General features: G+C 58.4%; 12 protein-coding genes and 1 tRNA gene. All 13 read right to left on the bottom strand.

Annotation, left to right across the window (positions count from 1 at the left end; translation table 11 throughout):
- Nucleotides 1–54: 54 nt before the first annotated feature.
- Nucleotides 55–2,160 (bottom strand): elongation factor G, encoded by a 2,106-nt coding sequence (gene fusA / locus IG168_RS20165; protein ID WP_193166415.1) that lies wholly within the window; start codon nt 2,158–2,160, stop codon nt 55–57.
- Nucleotides 2,161–2,249: 89 nt separating this feature from the next.
- Nucleotides 2,250–2,720: a 30S ribosomal protein S7 gene (rpsG, locus tag IG168_RS20170; RefSeq protein ID WP_067087073.1), complete on the bottom strand. Its 471-nt coding sequence runs from the start codon at nt 2,718–2,720 to the stop codon at nt 2,250–2,252.
- 113 nt (nt 2,721–2,833) lie between these two features.
- Nucleotides 2,834–3,208, bottom strand: a complete 375-nt coding sequence (gene rpsL / locus IG168_RS20175) for a 30S ribosomal protein S12 (protein ID WP_067150990.1) — start codon at nt 3,206–3,208, stop codon at nt 2,834–2,836.
- Nucleotides 3,209–3,462: 254 nt separating this feature from the next.
- The gene (rpoC, locus tag IG168_RS20180; RefSeq protein ID WP_193166416.1) at nt 3,463–7,692 is read right to left on the bottom strand and encodes a DNA-directed RNA polymerase subunit beta'; all 4,230 of its coding nucleotides are present in this window, start codon (nt 7,690–7,692) and stop codon (nt 3,463–3,465) included.
- A gap of 121 nt (nt 7,693–7,813) precedes the next feature.
- Nucleotides 7,814–11,887 (bottom strand): DNA-directed RNA polymerase subunit beta, encoded by a 4,074-nt coding sequence (rpoB, locus tag IG168_RS20185; protein WP_193166417.1) that lies wholly within the window; start codon nt 11,885–11,887, stop codon nt 7,814–7,816.
- A 322-nt stretch (nt 11,888–12,209) separates the two neighbouring features.
- Nucleotides 12,210–12,578 (bottom strand): 50S ribosomal protein L7/L12, encoded by a 369-nt coding sequence (gene rplL / locus IG168_RS20190; RefSeq protein ID WP_226877189.1) that lies wholly within the window; start codon nt 12,576–12,578, stop codon nt 12,210–12,212.
- Nucleotides 12,579–12,667: 89 nt separating this feature from the next.
- Nucleotides 12,668–13,162: a 50S ribosomal protein L10 gene (gene rplJ / locus IG168_RS20195; RefSeq protein WP_193166418.1), complete on the bottom strand. Its 495-nt coding sequence runs from the start codon at nt 13,160–13,162 to the stop codon at nt 12,668–12,670.
- Nucleotides 13,163–13,412: 250 nt separating this feature from the next.
- Nucleotides 13,413–14,111 carry a 50S ribosomal protein L1 gene (gene rplA, locus IG168_RS20200; RefSeq protein ID WP_193166419.1) on the bottom strand — a complete coding sequence of 233 codons (699 nt, stop codon included), beginning with the start codon at nt 14,109–14,111 and terminating at the stop codon, nt 13,413–13,415.
- Nucleotides 14,112–14,543, bottom strand: a complete 432-nt coding sequence (gene rplK / locus IG168_RS20205) for a 50S ribosomal protein L11 (protein ID WP_193166420.1) — start codon at nt 14,541–14,543, stop codon at nt 14,112–14,114.
- A 185-nt stretch (nt 14,544–14,728) separates the two neighbouring features.
- Entirely contained in the window at nt 14,729–15,262 is a 534-nt protein-coding gene (gene nusG / locus IG168_RS20210) for a transcription termination/antitermination protein NusG (protein ID WP_193166421.1), read from the bottom strand.
- Between the two features lie 10 nt (nt 15,263–15,272).
- The gene (gene secE, locus IG168_RS20215) at nt 15,273–15,641 is read right to left on the bottom strand and encodes a preprotein translocase subunit SecE (RefSeq protein ID WP_193166422.1); all 369 of its coding nucleotides are present in this window, start codon (nt 15,639–15,641) and stop codon (nt 15,273–15,275) included.
- 95 nt (nt 15,642–15,736) lie between these two features.
- Nucleotides 15,737–15,812: transfer RNA gene (locus IG168_RS20220), tRNA-Trp, on the bottom strand.
- A 111-nt stretch (nt 15,813–15,923) separates the two neighbouring features.
- Nucleotides 15,924–16,014: EF-Tu C-terminal domain-related protein (locus IG168_RS20225; protein WP_023007569.1), on the bottom strand; the 91-nt coding region annotated here is incomplete at its 5' end.

A 16,014-nucleotide genomic window follows, 5' to 3' on the forward strand; every position in this document is an offset into this window, starting at 1 on the left:
CTCTTTACCCATTTTCAGGATCCTCTAACTAAAAGTTTGTAAAGGGTTTAAAGCTTAAGCTTTGTTTTTTGCGATGATGTCATCGGCAACGTTCTTGGGCGCTTCCGCGTACTTCAGGAACTCCATGGTGTACGTGGCGCGACCCTGGGTCGCAGAACGCAGGTCAGTTGCGTAACCGAACATTTCCGCCAGCGGCACTTCCGCGTTGACGACTTTGCCGGAAGAGCTGTCTTCCATGCCCTGGATCAGGCCGCGACGACGGTTCAGGTCGCCGACCACGTCACCCATGTTCTCTTCCGGGGTAACCACTTCCACCTTCATCATCGGCTCGAGCAGTACTGCACCGCCAACTTGGGCCAGCTTTTTGGTGGCCATGGAGCCGGCGATTTTAAACGCCATTTCGTTGGAGTCCACATCGTGGAAGGAACCGTCGTACAGGGTCGCTTTCAGGCCCAGCAGCGGGTAGCCCGCCAGTACGCCGTTTTGCATCTGCTCTTCGATACCTTTCTGTACCGCCGGGATGTATTCCTTCGGTACCGCACCGCCCACGATTTCGTTGACGAATTCCAGACCTTCCTGGGACTCGTCTTCGGCCGGCTCGAACTTCACCCATACGTGACCGTACTGACCGCGACCACCGGACTGACGAACGAACTTGCCTTCGATCTCAGAGGTGTTGCGGATAGTTTCACGGTAGGCCACCTGCGGCTTACCGATGTTGGCTTCCACGTTGAATTCGCGACGCATACGGTCGACGATGATGTCCAGGTGCAGCTCACCCATACCGGAGATGATGGTCTGGCCAGTCTCTTCGTCGGTCTTCACGCGGAAAGACGGGTCTTCCTGAGCCAGCTTGCCCAGAGCGATGCCCATTTTTTCTTGGTCCGGCTTGGACTTCGGCTCTACCGCCACGGAAATTACCGGCTCCGGGAATTCCATGCGCTCGAGAACGATCTTGGCGTTTTCAGCACACAGGGTGTCACCGGTGGTCACGTCCTTCAGGCCGATCGCAGCAGCGATGTCGCCCGCCAGTACTTCCTTGATCTCTTTACGGTCGTTGGAGTGCATCTGCACCATACGGCCGACGCGCTCTTTCTTCATCTTCACGGAGTTGTATACCGCGGTGCCGCTCTCCAGCTTACCGGAGTAAACGCGGAAGAAAGTCAGGGTACCAACGAAGGGGTCGGTCGCAATTTTGAATGCCAGCGCTGCGAACGGCGCATTGTCGTCGGCTTCGCGGGTTTCAACGGTTTCGCCGTCTTCCAGAGTACCTTCGATCGCGCGAACTTCGGTTGGCGCCGGCAGGTATTCGATAACCGCGTCCAACATGGCCTGTACGCCCTTGTTCTTGAACGCAGAGCCGCCCAGAACCGGTACGATTTCATTGGCCAGGGTGCGCTGACGGATAGCTGACTTGATTTCTTCTTCGGTCAGCTCACCTTCTTCCAGGTATTTTTCCATCAGCTCTTCGCTGGCTTCCGCAGCCGCTTCCATCAGGAACTCGCGCATTTCTTCGCACTCGTCCTGCATGTCGGCCGGGATATCGGCGTAGTCGAAAGTCATACCCATGTCTTCTTCGTTCCACAGGATGGCTTTCATCTTCACCAGGTCGACAACACCCTTGAACTCGTCTTCGGAGCCAATGGTCATCTGCAACGGCACGGCGTTGGCGTTCAGACGGGTTTTCAGCTGGCCAATAACCTTGCGGAAGTCTGCACCGGCGCGGTCCATCTTGTTGACGAAGACCATACGCGGCACTTCGTACTTGTTGGCCTGGCGCCATACGGTCTCGGTCTGCGGCTGTACACCAGAAGAGCCACACAGTACGACGACGGCACCGTCGAGTACACGCAGGGAACGCTCTACTTCAATGGTGAAGTCAACGTGTCCGGGAGTGTCGATGATGTTGACGCGGTGCTGCGGGAACTGCTGCTGCATACCGGCCCAGAAACAGGTGGTCGCCGCAGAAGTAATGGTGATACCACGCTCCTGCTCCTGCTCCATCCAGTCCATGGTTGCGGCGCCTTCGTGCACCTCACCGATTTTGTGGGACAGACCGGTATAGAAAAGTACGCGCTCGGTGGTGGTGGTCTTACCGGCATCTACGTGGGCGCAGATACCGATATTGCGATAACGTTCGATAGGCGTTTTACGTGCCACAGTTGTATCCTCGATATAACGGCAAAAGGCAGCCTGGAATTTCCGTGCTGCCTTTCGGTATTAATGTCTCATGGAAAGTTTCATGAGGCTTAGAAGCGGTAGTGAGAGAACGCCTTGTTGGCTTCCGCCATACGGTGTACGTCTTCACGCTTCTTGACCGCGCCGCCCTTGTTCTGGGAAGCGTCGATCATTTCGTTGGCCAGACGCTGAGCCATGGACTTCTCACCGCGCTTACGGGAGAACTCAACCAGCCAACGCATTGCCAGAGCCATGCGGCGCGAGGGACGCACTTCTACCGGCACCTGATAAGTCGCACCACCAACACGGCGGGATTTCACTTCCACCATAGGCGCGATATTTTCCAGGGACTCCTCGAAAACTTCGATAGGGTCTTTGTTAAGTTTTTCCGAAACCATGTCCAGGGCACCGTATACGATGCTCTCTGCAACAGATTTCTTGCCGCTGATCATGACGTGGTTCATGAACTTGGCCAGGGTGACGTTGCCGAATTTGGGATCGGGCAGTACTTCGCGCTTGGCGACTACTCGTCTTCTTGGCATGGGATTGCCTCTCTTCAGGGTTACTCTGAGACGCCGCCGTAAACAAATACAACTCGGCGAGCTCAGCCTTACTCCGGTTGGAAACCGAAACGCATTAGATCGATAAAGGGTTATTAACCCTTAGGACGCTTGGCACCGTACTTGGAACGGCCCTGCTTGCGATCGTTTACGCCAGCACAGTCAAGTGCACCGCGTACAGTGTGGTAGCGCACACCCGGCAGGTCTTTTACACGACCGCCGCGAATCAGTACCACGCTGTGCTCCTGCAGGTTGTGGCCTTCACCACCGATGTACGAAGTTACTTCGTAACCGTTGGTCAGGCGCACACGGCAAACCTTGCGCAGTGCAGAGTTCGGCTTCTTCGGTGTAGTGGTGTACACACGAGTGCAAACTCCACGACGCTGCGGGCTGGCCTGCAGAGCGGGAACGTCGCTTTTTTCGACTTTGCGTTTTCTCGGCTTACGAACCAACTGGTTGATCGTTGCCATTAAAAATCACTCCAAAAATAAAACGCCCCCACCTCGACAGCGGGGGCCCAGTCGTCTGTGTGTACCGCTGGCCTGAAAGCCGGACAGCACACCCCACATATGCGGGGGCCGCATTCTATAGTCGGCGGCGCCCCTAGTCAATTGGCAGCGCTAGTAAGTACTAACATCTGCTGCCCATTGCCAATTCTTGGTCCCCGCGGGCACCTGGGTACCCGCGGGATCCCGCCCCGCGAACGGGGCGGGCCGAGCGGAAGTTACTCGCCGGAGGACTTCAGAGCCTCGGTCAGGGCCGCTTCCACCTCTGCCGCGGACGGGCCTTCTCCGTAACCCTCTTCCAGCTGCAGGCTGCGCTTGCGCTTGCGCTCGGTGTGGTACGCCAGGCCGGTACCGGCCGGGATCAGGCGACCCACAACGACGTTTTCCTTCAGGCCGCGCAGGCTGTCTTCCTTGCCGGTTACTGCCGCTTCGGTCAGTACACGGGTGGTCTCCTGGAAGGAGGCCGCGGACAGGAAGGACTCGGTGGCCAGTGACGCCTTGGTGATACCCAGCAGCAGGCGCTCGAACTGTGCCGGCTGCTTGTTCTCGGCGCGCAGGCGCTCGTTCTCTTCGATGACCCGCTGGTACTCCACCTGGTCACCTTTGATGAACTCGGAGTCACCCATTTCGAGGATCTCCACTTTGCGCAGCATCTGACGCACGATCGTTTCGATGTGCTTGTCATTGATGCCCACACCCTGGAGGCGGTAAACCTCTTGGATCTCATTGGTAATATAGCGCGCCAGCTCTTCCACCCCTTTCAGGCGCAGAATGTCGTGCGGGTTGGACGGGCCATCGGAGATAACCTCGCCCTTCTCCACGGTCTCGCCCTCGAACACGGTCAGCTGGCGGTGTTTCGGGATCAGCACTTCGTAGTGATCCTTGCCGTTCGCCAGCGGCTTGCCGTCGGTCGGGGTGATCTGAAGGCGTACCTTGCCTTTGGTCTCCTTGCCGAAGGACACGGTACCGGAGATCTCCGCCAGGATGGACGGCTCTTTCGGCTTGCGCGCTTCGAACAGGTCGGCAACCCGCGGCAGACCACCGGTGATGTCCTTGGTACCGCCGGATTCCTGCGGAATACGGGCGATAACGTCACCGACATTCACCTTGTCGCCGTCCTTCAGGCTCAGGATGGCGCGAGGCGGCAGCGCATAGTGCGCCGGCGCGTTGCTGTTGGCCAGAGTCAGCTCTTCACCGTTCTCGTCGACCAGGGTAACGGCCGGACGCAGATCTTTACCGGCAGACGGACGCTCGGCCGGATCGATCACCTCAATGGAGGACAGACCAGTCAGTTCGTCAGTGGTCTTGCGGATGGACAGACCATCTTCCATGCCGGACAGTTTCACCCAGCCGGCAACCTCGGTGATGATCGGGTGGGTGTGCGGATCCCACTTGGCCACGATCTGGCCGCCGTCGACTTCAGACCCTTCGTCCACGCTGATGTTGGCACCGTAGGGCAGCTTGTAGCGCTCGCGCTCGCGTCCGGCGCTGTCGGCCAGAGCCAGTTCACCGGAGCGGGATACCGCAACCAGGTGCCCTTTCTCGGTCTTGACCGTCTTCACGTTGTGCAGGCGTACGGTACCGCCCTGCTTGACCTGGATGCTGTCCGCAGCGGACGCACGGCTCGCCGCACCACCGATGTGGAAGGTCCGCATGGTCAGCTGGGTGCCCGGCTCACCGATGGACTGGGCGGCGACAACGCCGACCGACTCACCGGAGTTGGCGCGGTGACCGCGAGCCAGGTCGCGACCGTAACACTGGGAACAGATACCGTGGGCGGTCTCACAGGTGATCGGCGAACGCACGATGACCTCGTCGATACCCATGCTTTCGATACGCTCCACCCAGGCTTCGTCGATCATGGTGCCCGCAGAAACGGCGATCTCGTCGGTACCCGGCTTCAGCACATCGCGCGCCACGACGCGGCCGAGGATACGGTCACCGAGGGACTCGATTACGTCACCACCCTCGATCACCGGCGCCATGGTCAGGCCGTCGTCGGTGCCACAGTCAACCTCGGTGATCACCACGTCCTGGGCTACATCCACCAGACGGCGGGTCAGGTAACCGGAGTTCGCCGTCTTCAAGGCGGTATCCGCCAGACCTTTACGAGCACCGTGGGTCGAGATGAAGTACTGCAGTACGCTCAGACCTTCACGGAAGTTCGCGGTAATGGCGTTCTCGATGATCGAGCCATCCGGACGCGCCATCAGGCCACGCATACCCGCCAGCTGGCGAATCTGCGCCTCGGAACCACGAGCGCCGGAGTCGGCGTACATGTAGACGGAGTTGAACGAGTCCTGCTCGGTCTCGTTGCCGTCGCGATCGATCACCGGCTCTTTCTTGATACCGGCCATCATCGCCTGGGTCACCTTGTCATTGGTACGAGACCAGACGTCGATGACCTTGTTGTATTTCTCACCGGCAGTTACCAGACCGGAGGCGAACTGAGTCTCGATCTCCTTCACTTCCGCCTCGGCGGCTGCGATCAGCTCGGCTTTGGCAGCCGGGATCTCGAAGTCGTTCACACCGATGGAGGAACCGGACTTGGTGGAGAAATCGAAACCGGTGTACATCAGCTGGTCGGCAAAAATGACGGTCGCCTTCAGGCCCACCAGGCGGTAGCACAGGTTCAGAATGCGCGAGATCGCCTTCTTCTTCATCGGCTGGTTGACCATATCGAAGGTCAGGCCATCCGGAACGATATTCCACAGCAGTGCGCGGCCGACGGTAGTGTCGTACAGCTTGAGGGTCTCATGCTTCTCGCCGTCTTCACCGATGGCCGCTTCGCGGATGCGCACCTTGATCTTCGCCTGCAGGCCAACCTGCTTGGCGTAGTAAGCGCGGCTCACTTCCTTGATATCGGAGAAGGACATGCCTTCGCCCTTATCGTTGACGCGTTCGCGAGTCATCCAGTACAGACCCAGTACCACGTCCTGGGACGGCACGATGATCGGCTCGCCGTTGGCGGGCGACAGGATGTTGTTGGTGGACATCATCAGCGCGCGGGATTCCAGCTGCGCCTCGATGGTCAGCGGTACGTGTACCGCCATCTGGTCACCGTCAAAGTCGGCGTTGTAGGCCGCACATACCAGCGGGTGCAGCTGGATCGCCTTACCTTCAATCAGCACCGGCTCAAACGCCTGGATACCCAGACGGTGCAGGGTCGGGGCGCGGTTCAGCAGAACCGGGTGCTCGCGAATCACTTCGTCGAGGATGTCCCATACCACCGCTTCTTCGCGCTCGACCATTTTCTTGGCCGCCTTGATGGTGGTGGCCAGGCCGCGGGTTTCCAGCTTGCCGAAAATGAACGGTTTGAACAGCTCCAGGGCCATTTTCTTCGGCAGGCCGCACTGGTGCAGGCGCAGGGTCGGACCAACTACGATCACGGAACGGCCGGAGTAGTCGACACGCTTACCCAGCAGGTTCTGACGGAAACGACCCTGCTTACCCTTGATCATGTCGGCCAGGGACTTCAGCGGGCGCTTGTTGGAGCCGGTGATGGCGCGGCCGCGACGGCCGTTGTCCAGCAGTGCGTCCACGGACTCCTGCAGCATGCGCTTTTCGTTGCGCACGATGATGTCCGGCGCATTCAGCTCAAGCAGGCGCTTCAGACGGTTGTTACGGTTGATCACGCGACGGTACAGATCGTTCAGGTCGGAGGTCGCGAAACGACCACCGTCCAGCGGTACCAGCGGACGCAGATCCGGCGGCAGTACCGGCAGAGCCTGCATGATCATCCACTCCGGATTGTTGCCGGACTTGTAGAAGGCTTCCAGCAGCTTCAGACGCTTGGACAGCTTCTTGATCTTGGTCTCGGAGTTGGTCGCCGGAATCTCTTCGCGCAGGCGCTGGATTTCAGACGGCAGGTCGATGTCGTGCATCAGCTCCTGGATCGCCTCGGCGCCCATCTTGGCTTCGAACTCATCGGCGAACTCTTCCATCGCCTCGAAGTACTGCTCGTCGTTCAGCAGCTGACCGCGCTCCAGGGTAGTCATACCCGGTTCGGTTACCACGTAGGATTCGAAGTACAGCACACGCTCGATATCGCGCAGGGTCATGTCCAGCAGCAGACCGATACGGGACGGCAGGGACTTCAGGAACCAGATGTGCGCAACCGGGCTGGCTAGTTCAATGTGGCCCATGCGCTCACGGCGAACCTTGGCTTTGGTCACTTCAACGCCGCACTTCTCGCAGATGATGCCGCGGTGCTTCATGCGCTTGTACTTGCCGCACAGGCACTCGTAGTCCTTCACCGGGCCAAAGATCTTGGCACAGAACAGGCCTTCGCGCTCCGGCTTGAAGGTACGGTAGTTGATGGTCTCCGGCTTTTTCACTTCGCCGTAGGACCAGGAGCGAATCATGTCCGGCGAAGCCAGACCGATACGGATAGCGTCAAACTCTTCCAGCTGTTCCCGGTCTTTCACCAGGTTTAACAAATCTTTCAAGGCCTTTCCTCCACTAGGGGGTAGTCAACCCGGCTTGCAGCATTTTGAGCCGGGTGGGCCGGCGACCCGATTTCTGCGGGGCCGCCGGTCTCTGTCTACTTAATCCAACAACGGACCGTTCTTACTCGTGCTCAAGCTCGAAGTTCATGCCGAGCGAGCGGATTTCCTTGACCAGTACGTTGAAGGATTCCGGCATACCCGGTTCCATACGGTGGTCGGAGTCCACGATGTTTTTGTACATCTTGGTCCGGCCTTCCACGTCATCGGATTTAACCGTGAGCATTTCCTGCAGGGTGTAGGCGGCACCGTAGGCTTCCAGTGCCCAGACCTCCATCTCCCCGAAGCGCTGACCACCGAACTGCGCCTTACCACCCAGCGGCTGCTGGGTAACCAGGCTGTAGGAGCCGGTGGAACGTGCGTGCATCTTGTCGTCCACCAGGTGGTTCAGCTTCAGCATGTACATGTAGCCCACGGTAACCGGACGCTCGAAGGCGTCACCGGTACGGCCATCGTGCAGCCTGATCTGACCGGAGTCCGGGATGTCGGCGAGACGCAGAAGCTTCTTGATCTCGCTTTCATCGGCGCCGTCAAATACCGGCGTGGCCATCGGTACACCCTTGCGCAGGTTTTCCGCCATCGCCAGCACTTCCTGGTCGGTCAGCTCATTCAGGTCTTCCACACGGCCACCAGTGGAGTTGTAGACCTCTTCCAGGAAACCGCGGACCTTGGCAACTTCCTGCTGCTCTTTGATCATGCGATCGATCTTCACGCCGAGACCCTTGGCCGCCATACCCAGGTGCATTTCCAGTACCTGACCGACGTTCATCCGCGAGGGAACACCCAGCGGGTTCAGTACGATATCGACCGGCTCGCCGTTCTCATCGTAAGGCATGTCTTCGACCGGCTTGATCACAGAGATCACGCCCTTGTTACCGTGGCGACCGGCCATCTTGTCACCTGGCTGGATGCGGCGCTTGATCGCCAGGTAAACCTTGACGATCTTCAGCACGCCCGGAGCCAGGTCGTCGCCGGACTCCAGTTTTTTCTTCTTGTCCTCGAAGGCTTCGTCGAGCAACTTGCGACGCTCTTTCAGCTGCGCTTCGGCTTTTTCCAGCTGCTCGTTCAGGCTCTCTTCGGCCATACGCAGCTTGAACCAGTCTTCGCGCGGCAGGTTGGCCAGCACGTCCGCAGAGAGCACATCACCCTTCTTGACGCCCTTGCCACCGGCAACCTTCTGGCCTTCCAGGGCAGCCTGTAGACGCTCGAAAGTCGCGCCCTCGACAATGCGGTACTCTTCGTTCAGGTCCTTGCGGACCTCGTCCAGCTGCGCCTTCTCGATATCGATGGAACGCTGGTCTTTCTGCAGGCCGTCACGGGTGAAGACCTGAACGTCGATCACGGTACCGCGGGTACCGCTCGGTGCACGCAGGGAAGTGTCTTTAACGTCGGACGCCTTCTCACCAAAGATGGCGCGCAGCAGTTTTTCTTCCGGCGTCAGCTGGGCTTCACCTTTCGGTGTCACCTTGCCCACCAGGATATCGCCGGCACCCACTTCCGCACCGATATACACGATGCCGGACTCGTCGAGCTTGTTCAGCGCGGATTCGCCCACGTTGGGGATATCCGCAGTGATTTCCTCGCTGCCCAGCTTGGTGTCGCGGGCAATACAGGTCAGCTCCTGAATGTGGATGGTGGTGAAGCGATCTTCCTGCACCACGCGCTCGGAAATGAGGATGGAGTCCTCGAAGTTGTAGCCGTTCCAGGGCATGAACGCGATGCGCATGTTCTGGCCCAGAGCCAGCTCACCCAGGTCAACGGACGGGCCGTCGGCGAGAATGTCGCCACGCTCTACCACGTCGCCAGTCATTACGATCGGGCGCTGGTTGATACAGGTGTTCTGGTTGGAACGGGTGTATTTGGTCAGGTTGTAGATATCCACACCTGCGTCGCCCGCTTCCACCTCGTCGTCGGCTACGCGAACCACGACACGACTGGCATCGACACGTTCGATCACACCGCCGCGCTTGGCGACGACACAGACACCGGAGTCGCGCGCTACCGTGCGCTCCATACCGGTACCCACCAGCGGCTTGTCGGCGCGCAGTGTCGGCACCGCCTGACGCTGCATGTTCGAGCCCATCAAGGCACGGTTGGCGTCATCGTGCTCGAGGAACGGAATCATCGCCGCGGCCACGGAAACCACCTGGCGCGCAGACACATCCATGTACTGGATTTCGTCCGGCGTTTTCAGGCTGAACTCGTTGTGATGGCGCACACTGACCAGATCGTCGGTGAAGCGGCCATTGTCGTCCACGGCAGCGGACGCCTGGGCGATCACGTAGTTGGCCTCGTTGATCGCGGACAGGTATTCGATATCGTCAGTCACCTGGCCACCGACAACCTTGCGGTACGGGCTCTCGAGGAAACCGTAGTGGTTGGCGCGGGCATAGGTGGCCAGCGAGTTAATCAGACCGATGTTCGGGCCTTCCGGCGTCTCAATCGGACACACGCGACCGTAGTGGGTCGGGTGCACGTCGCGCACTTCGAAGCCGGCGCGCTCGCGGGTCAGACCGCCCGGGCCGAGTGCGGATACACGACGCTTGTGAGTCACTTCCGACAGCGGGTTGTTCTGGTCCATGAACTGGGACAGCTGGGAGGAACCGAAAAATTCCTTCACCGCAGCGGCCACCGGCTTGGCGTTGATCAGGTCCTGCGGCATCAGGCCTTCGGACTCGGCCATGGACAGGCGCTCTTTTACCGCGCGCTCAACGCGAACCAGGCCCACGCGGAACTGGTTTTCGGCCATTTCACCCACGGAACGCACACGGCGGTTACCCAGGTGGTCGATGTCGTCGACCATACCCTGACCGTTGCGGATATCGATCAGCGTCTTCAGTACGTCGACGATATCTTCCCTGCTCAGGGTGCCCTGGCCGGTTTCGTCTTCGCGACCCAGACGGCGGTTGAACTTCATCCGACCTACTGCGGACAGGTCGTAGCGCTCGTCGGTGAAGAACAGGTTTTCAAACAGGGATTCCGCGGACTCTTTAGTCGGCGGCTCGCCCGGGCGCATCATGCGGTAAATTTCCACCAGCGCTTCCAACTGGGTGCGCGACGGATCCGCGCGCAGGGTGTCGGAAACAAACGGACCGCGATCCAGGTCATTGGTGTAGAGCGTCTCGAACTTCTTGATGTTCAGCGCACGCATCTTCGCCACCACCTCTTCGGTGATTTCAGCGTTACACTCGACAGCTACTTCACCGGTGGACTCGTCGACGATGTCATGTGCGAGCACGCGGCTGTACAGGTATTCCAGCGGTGCTTCCAGGCGCTCGACGCCGGCCTTTTCCAGCTGGCGGATGTGACGCGGGGTGATACGGCGGCCTTCCTCGACGATGACCTTGCCTTTGCCGTCCTTGATATCGAAGGAGGCAACGTCGCCGCGCAGACGCGATGGAATCAGGTCCAGGCTGACACTGTCTTCATTGAGGTCGAATTTGCTGGTTTCGAAGAACATTTCCAGCATTTCCTGGGAGGTATAACCCAGGGCGCGCAGCAGAATGGTCGCCGGCAGTTTGCGGCGACGGTCGATGCGCACGTAGACGAGGTCTTTCGGGTCGAACTCGAAGTCCAGCCAGGAGCCGCGGTAGGGGATGACGCGCGCAGCGTACAACAGCTTGCCGGAGGAATGTGTCTTGCCCTTGTCGTGATCGAAAAACACACCCGGGGAACGGTGCAACTGGGACACGATCACACGCTCGGTACCGTTGATTACAAAGGTACCGTTATCAGTCATGAGCGGAATTTCGCCCATGTACACTTCCTGCTCTTTGATGTCCTTGATGGACTTATTGGCAGACTCTTTATCATAGATGATCAGGCGAACACGCACGCGCAGCGGGCACGCGTAGGTCACGCCGCGCAGGGTACATTCCTTGACGTCGAAAGCAGGCTTACCCAGCGTGTAGCTGACGTATTCCAGCGCGGCGTTGCCGGAATAGCTGACAATCGGAAATACGGACTTGAACGCCGCCTGCAGACCGACATCGAAGCGCTCGTCGGGGCGCTTATCGGCCTGTGTGAAATTGCGATAAGAATCCAGCTGTATCGCAAGCAGGAAAGGCACATCCATGACCTTAGGCAGTTTGCCAAAATCCTTGCGGATACGTTTTTTCTCAGTGTATGAGTAAGCCATTCATATTCCCCAGCTTGATCGGTGACAAGACTTCGTGGAGCTTCGGCCGGCGAACCGGCGGTGCGAAACTCGCCCGGGCGAGAAGCCTCTGATCATGACAGCGCTCGCTACAATGATCGGAAACCTCTCGGACATTTGCGCTTTTCAGTAGCGCGCCGACTGCGTTAAGGTGTAATCCACGCCCGGGCAGTCATTTACCCGCCACCGGACACGTTCAATCCTCAATGCCGCAAACGGCAAAAAGGCCGGCGGGCAATACCCACCAGCCTTGCCGCCACCCGCCGGTCAAACCGGCGGACAGCGGAGCATCGCAACAACCGAATTACTTCAGTTCTACAGCTGCGCCTGCTTCTTCCAGCTCTTTCTTCGCTGCTTCGGCTTCGTCTTTGCTCACGCCTTCTTTCAGCGGGCTCGGAGCGCCGTCGACCAGTGCCTTGGCTTCTTTCAGACCCAGGCCAGTGATGCCGCGAACAACCTTGATCACGTTCACTTTCTTCTCGCCAGCAGAAGTCAGGATTACGTCGAACTCGTCCTTCTCTTCAGCAGCAGCTTCGCCGCCAGCCGGACCGGCCATTACTGCTGCAGCAGCAGTTACGCCGAACTTCTCTTCCATAGCTTCGATCAGCTCAACAACGTCTTTAACGGACATTTCGGCGATCGCGTTGATGATATCTTCTTTAGTCAGAGACATTTGTCAGTACCTGATTTGTGTGAGCAGTAAGCTGCTCGTCAATTCATTTAAAAGGTCTTTGAAAACCGCTATTTCGCTACGCGAAATGATTACGCAGCTTCCTGCTCTTTTTGGTCGCGTACGGCCGCAATAGTGCGAACCAGCTTGCCAGCAGATGCTTCTTTCATAACGCTCATCAGCTTGGCGATAGCTTCGTCGTATGTCGGCAGGCTTGCCAACAATGCGACGTCAGTAGCTACGCCTTCGAAGGCGGCACCTTTCAGTTCCAGCTTGTCATTGCCTTTGGCGAACTCTTTCAGGATGCGCGCGCCGGCACCCGGGTGTTCGTTGGAAAATGCAATGATGCTAGGACCGACGAATTTCTCGATGAGACATTCGAATTCGGTACCGGCCAGAGCGCGACGCGCCAGAGTATTACGGACGACTTTCAGCCAAACGCCGTTGTCGCGCGCCTCTTTGCGCAGGGCAGTCATGTCGTTCACGGTAACGCCGCGGGAATCCGCAACTACCGCCGACAGAGCGCCCGAAGCAGCTTGCTGGACTTCTGCGACAATCGCTTTCTTGTCTACGAGTCCAATAGCCATAGTGTCACTCCTGGATTTGAAAAAAACCGGAAATTAAATTTCCGATCCGTTCCGGTGCATAAAGCTCAAATCCAGTAAAAATACTGGTTTGGGCGACACCGTCTGCGTAGGCTCGAAACCGCTATTGGCCAGCCTGGCCCGGTTTCGGATTAAGCCACAGCGATTAAACCTCGAATCACTGCAGCACCTACGGTCTTTGACGACCCGCTGCGCCGAGACACAGCGGACCCCAAAGTTCTTTAATGCTGGATTACTTGATATCCAGCGAAGCCTGGTCGATGGTCAGACCCGGGCCCATGGTAGTGCTCAGGGTGATCTTCTTCAGATACACGCCCTTGGCGGAAGCCGGCTTGGCCTTTTTCAGGTCGGCAACCAGCGCTTCCAGGTTTTCTTTCAGCGCGCTCGCGTCAAAACCAACCTTGCCGATACCACCGTGGATGATGCCGCCCTTGTCAGCGCGGAAACGCACCTGACCGGCTTTGGCATTTTTCACTGCAGTGGCAACGTCCGGAGTTACGGTACCGGTTTTCGGGTTCGGCATCAGGCCGCGCGGGCCGAGGATCTGACCCAGCTGACCGACAACGCGCATCGCATCCGGAGAGGCGATCACTACGTCAAAGTCCATCTTGCCGGCTTTGACTTCAGCAGCCAGCTCGTCCATGCCTACCAGCTCGGCGCCCGCTTCTTTAGCGGCGTCGGCGTTGGCACCCTGGGTGAAGACAGCTACGCGTACGTCTTTACCAGTGCCGTGCGGCAGAGTGGTCGCACCGCGAACCGCCTGGTCGGATTTGCGCGGATCGATGCCCAGGTTGATGGACGCATCCACAGTCTCGGCAAACTTGACGTTGGACAGTTCTTTCAGCAGAGCTACCGCTTCTTCCATGCCGTAGGCTTTGCCCAGTTCTACTTTCTCAGCGATTGCGCGCTGACGCTTGCTCAGTTTGGCCATTTACACGCCCTCCACGTCGATACCAGCACTGCGCGCAGAACCGGCGATAGTGCGCACGGCCGCGTCCATATCGGATGCAGTGAGGTCTGCCATTTTGACAGTCGCGATTTCTTCCAGCTGAGCGCGGGTAACCTTGCCCACTTTTTCAGTGTTCGGACGACCAGAACCGCTCTTGATCTTCGCAGCCTTGCGCAGCAGTACTGCGGCGGGCGGAGACTTCATGATGAAGGTGAAGGAGCGATCGCTGTATACAGAGATCACAACCGGCACCGGCAGGCCCGGCTCGATACCCTGGGTCTGTGCGTTGAACGCCTTACAGAACTCCATGATGTTTACGCCGTGCTGACCCAACGCGGGGCCGACGGGCGGGCTCGGGTTGGCCTGACCGGCCTTCACTTGCAGCTTGATATAAGCTTCTACTTTCTTAGCCATTACAGCTTCCTCTTTGTTTGGGTGGTAACGCCTGCGCTGCACAGCCCGACAGGTCAGGCCACAACGCTCAGCTCCCCTTTTGCCCCGACATTCGCGCAACCGTACAAATTGCCACGAAACATTCAGGGACGCGAAAGCCCTCTCCCACCCAGCGGCGGAAGAGGGCTGATAACCTCATGTCGCGATCAGGTCTTCTCTACCTGACCAAACTCCAACTCTACCGGCGTGGAACGACCGAAGATCAGCACTGCTACGCGCAGGCGACTCTTCTCGTAATTCACCTCTTCCACGACACCGTTGAAATCGTTGAACGGACCGTCGGTGACTCGCACCATCTCGCCCGGCTCGAACAGGGTCTTGGGCTTCGGCTTGTCGACAGAATCGTCGATACGATTCAGGATAGCCTGCGCTTCGCGATCAGTAATCGGCGCGGGCTTGTCCGCCTTGCCACCGATAAAGCCCAGCACACGCGGCGTCTCTTTCACCAGATGCCAGGTGTCGTCGTTCAGCTCCATCTCCACCAGCACATAGCCGGGGAAGAACTTGCGCTCGCTCTTGCGCTTCTGGCCGGCGCGCATTTCCACCACTTCCTCGGTGGGCACCAGCACTTCACCAAAAAGGTGATCCATTTCGTGCAGCTCAATGCGCTCCTTCAGAGAAGACGCCACGCGCTTCTCATACCCGGAGTAAGCCTGAACCACGTACCAATGCTTAGACATGCGTCAACCTTTAGCCGATGAGCTTGGAGGCAGCCCAACCCAGGGCGGAATCCAGCGCCCATAGAATTAGCGCCATAATCAACACGAACACCACAACAATCATTGTGGTCTGGGTCGCTTCCTGGCGTGACGGCCAGACAACTCGACGCACTTCCGTCTGCGCTTCACGCAACAGATTCCAGAAAGCATTACCCTTGGCAGTATTGACTGCCACTACCAGAGCCACGACGCAGATTGCCACGATGGCCAGGACGCGATACAGGAGGGGAAATGCAGCGTAATAGGAATTGCCAGCGACAGCAGCGCCGACCAACAGCACTACCAGCAGCCACTTCAGGCCGTCAAGACGAAACGTTTTCGCCTCTACTTTAGCACTCATATAAAGAAGCCCTTAGCGCTTACAAACACAAACCCCACCAAATGTAGGAATCTGCGACGCCCTCAGGCACAAAACAGGCAGGGCGATTGGAAAGTTGGCAGGCCAGGAGGGACTCGAACCCCCAACAGCCGGTTTTGGAGACCGGTGCTCTACCAATTGAACTACTGGCCTAGAACAAGCAAGGACACCGTAGCGCCCAAAAATGTGGAGGCGGATGTTAACACCCTTCCCCACATTTGGCAAAGTGCGCCGCCGGCGAACCCGGCGGCGCGACATCAAGATTTACTCGATGATCTTGGCAACTACGCCAGCACCAACGGTACGGCCACCTTCGCGGATCGCGAAGCGCAGGCCATCTTCCATGGCGATCGGG

The sequence above is a fragment of the Microbulbifer hainanensis genome, assembly GCF_014904735.1.
In the GTDB taxonomy this organism is placed as follows: Bacteria; Pseudomonadota; Gammaproteobacteria; order Pseudomonadales; family Cellvibrionaceae; genus Microbulbifer; species Microbulbifer hainanensis.

Excerpts from the sequence above, each read along its gene's own strand:
- rpsG (WP_067087073.1), bottom strand. The coding sequence starts at position 2,720 with ATGCCAAGAAGACGAGTAGTCGCCAAGCGCGAAGTACTGCCCGATCCC.
- rpsL (WP_067150990.1), bottom strand. The coding sequence starts at position 3,208 with ATGGCAACGATCAACCAGTTGGTTCGTAAGCCGAGAAAACGCAAAGTC.
- rpoB (WP_193166417.1), bottom strand. The coding sequence starts at position 11,887 with ATGGCTTACTCATACACTGAGAAAAAACGTATCCGCAAGGATTTTGGC.
- rplL (WP_226877189.1), bottom strand. The coding sequence starts at position 12,578 with ATGTCTCTGACTAAAGAAGATATCATCAACGCGATCGCCGAAATGTCC.
- rplJ (WP_193166418.1), bottom strand. The coding sequence starts at position 13,162 with ATGGCTATTGGACTCGTAGACAAGAAAGCGATTGTCGCAGAAGTCCAG.
- rplA (WP_193166419.1), bottom strand. The coding sequence starts at position 14,111 with ATGGCCAAACTGAGCAAGCGTCAGCGCGCAATCGCTGAGAAAGTAGAA.
- rplK (WP_193166420.1), bottom strand. The coding sequence starts at position 14,543 with ATGGCTAAGAAAGTAGAAGCTTATATCAAGCTGCAAGTGAAGGCCGGT.
- nusG (WP_193166421.1), bottom strand. The coding sequence starts at position 15,262 with ATGTCTAAGCATTGGTACGTGGTTCAGGCTTACTCCGGGTATGAGAAG.
- secE (WP_193166422.1), bottom strand. The coding sequence starts at position 15,641 with ATGAGTGCTAAAGTAGAGGCGAAAACGTTTCGTCTTGACGGCCTGAAG.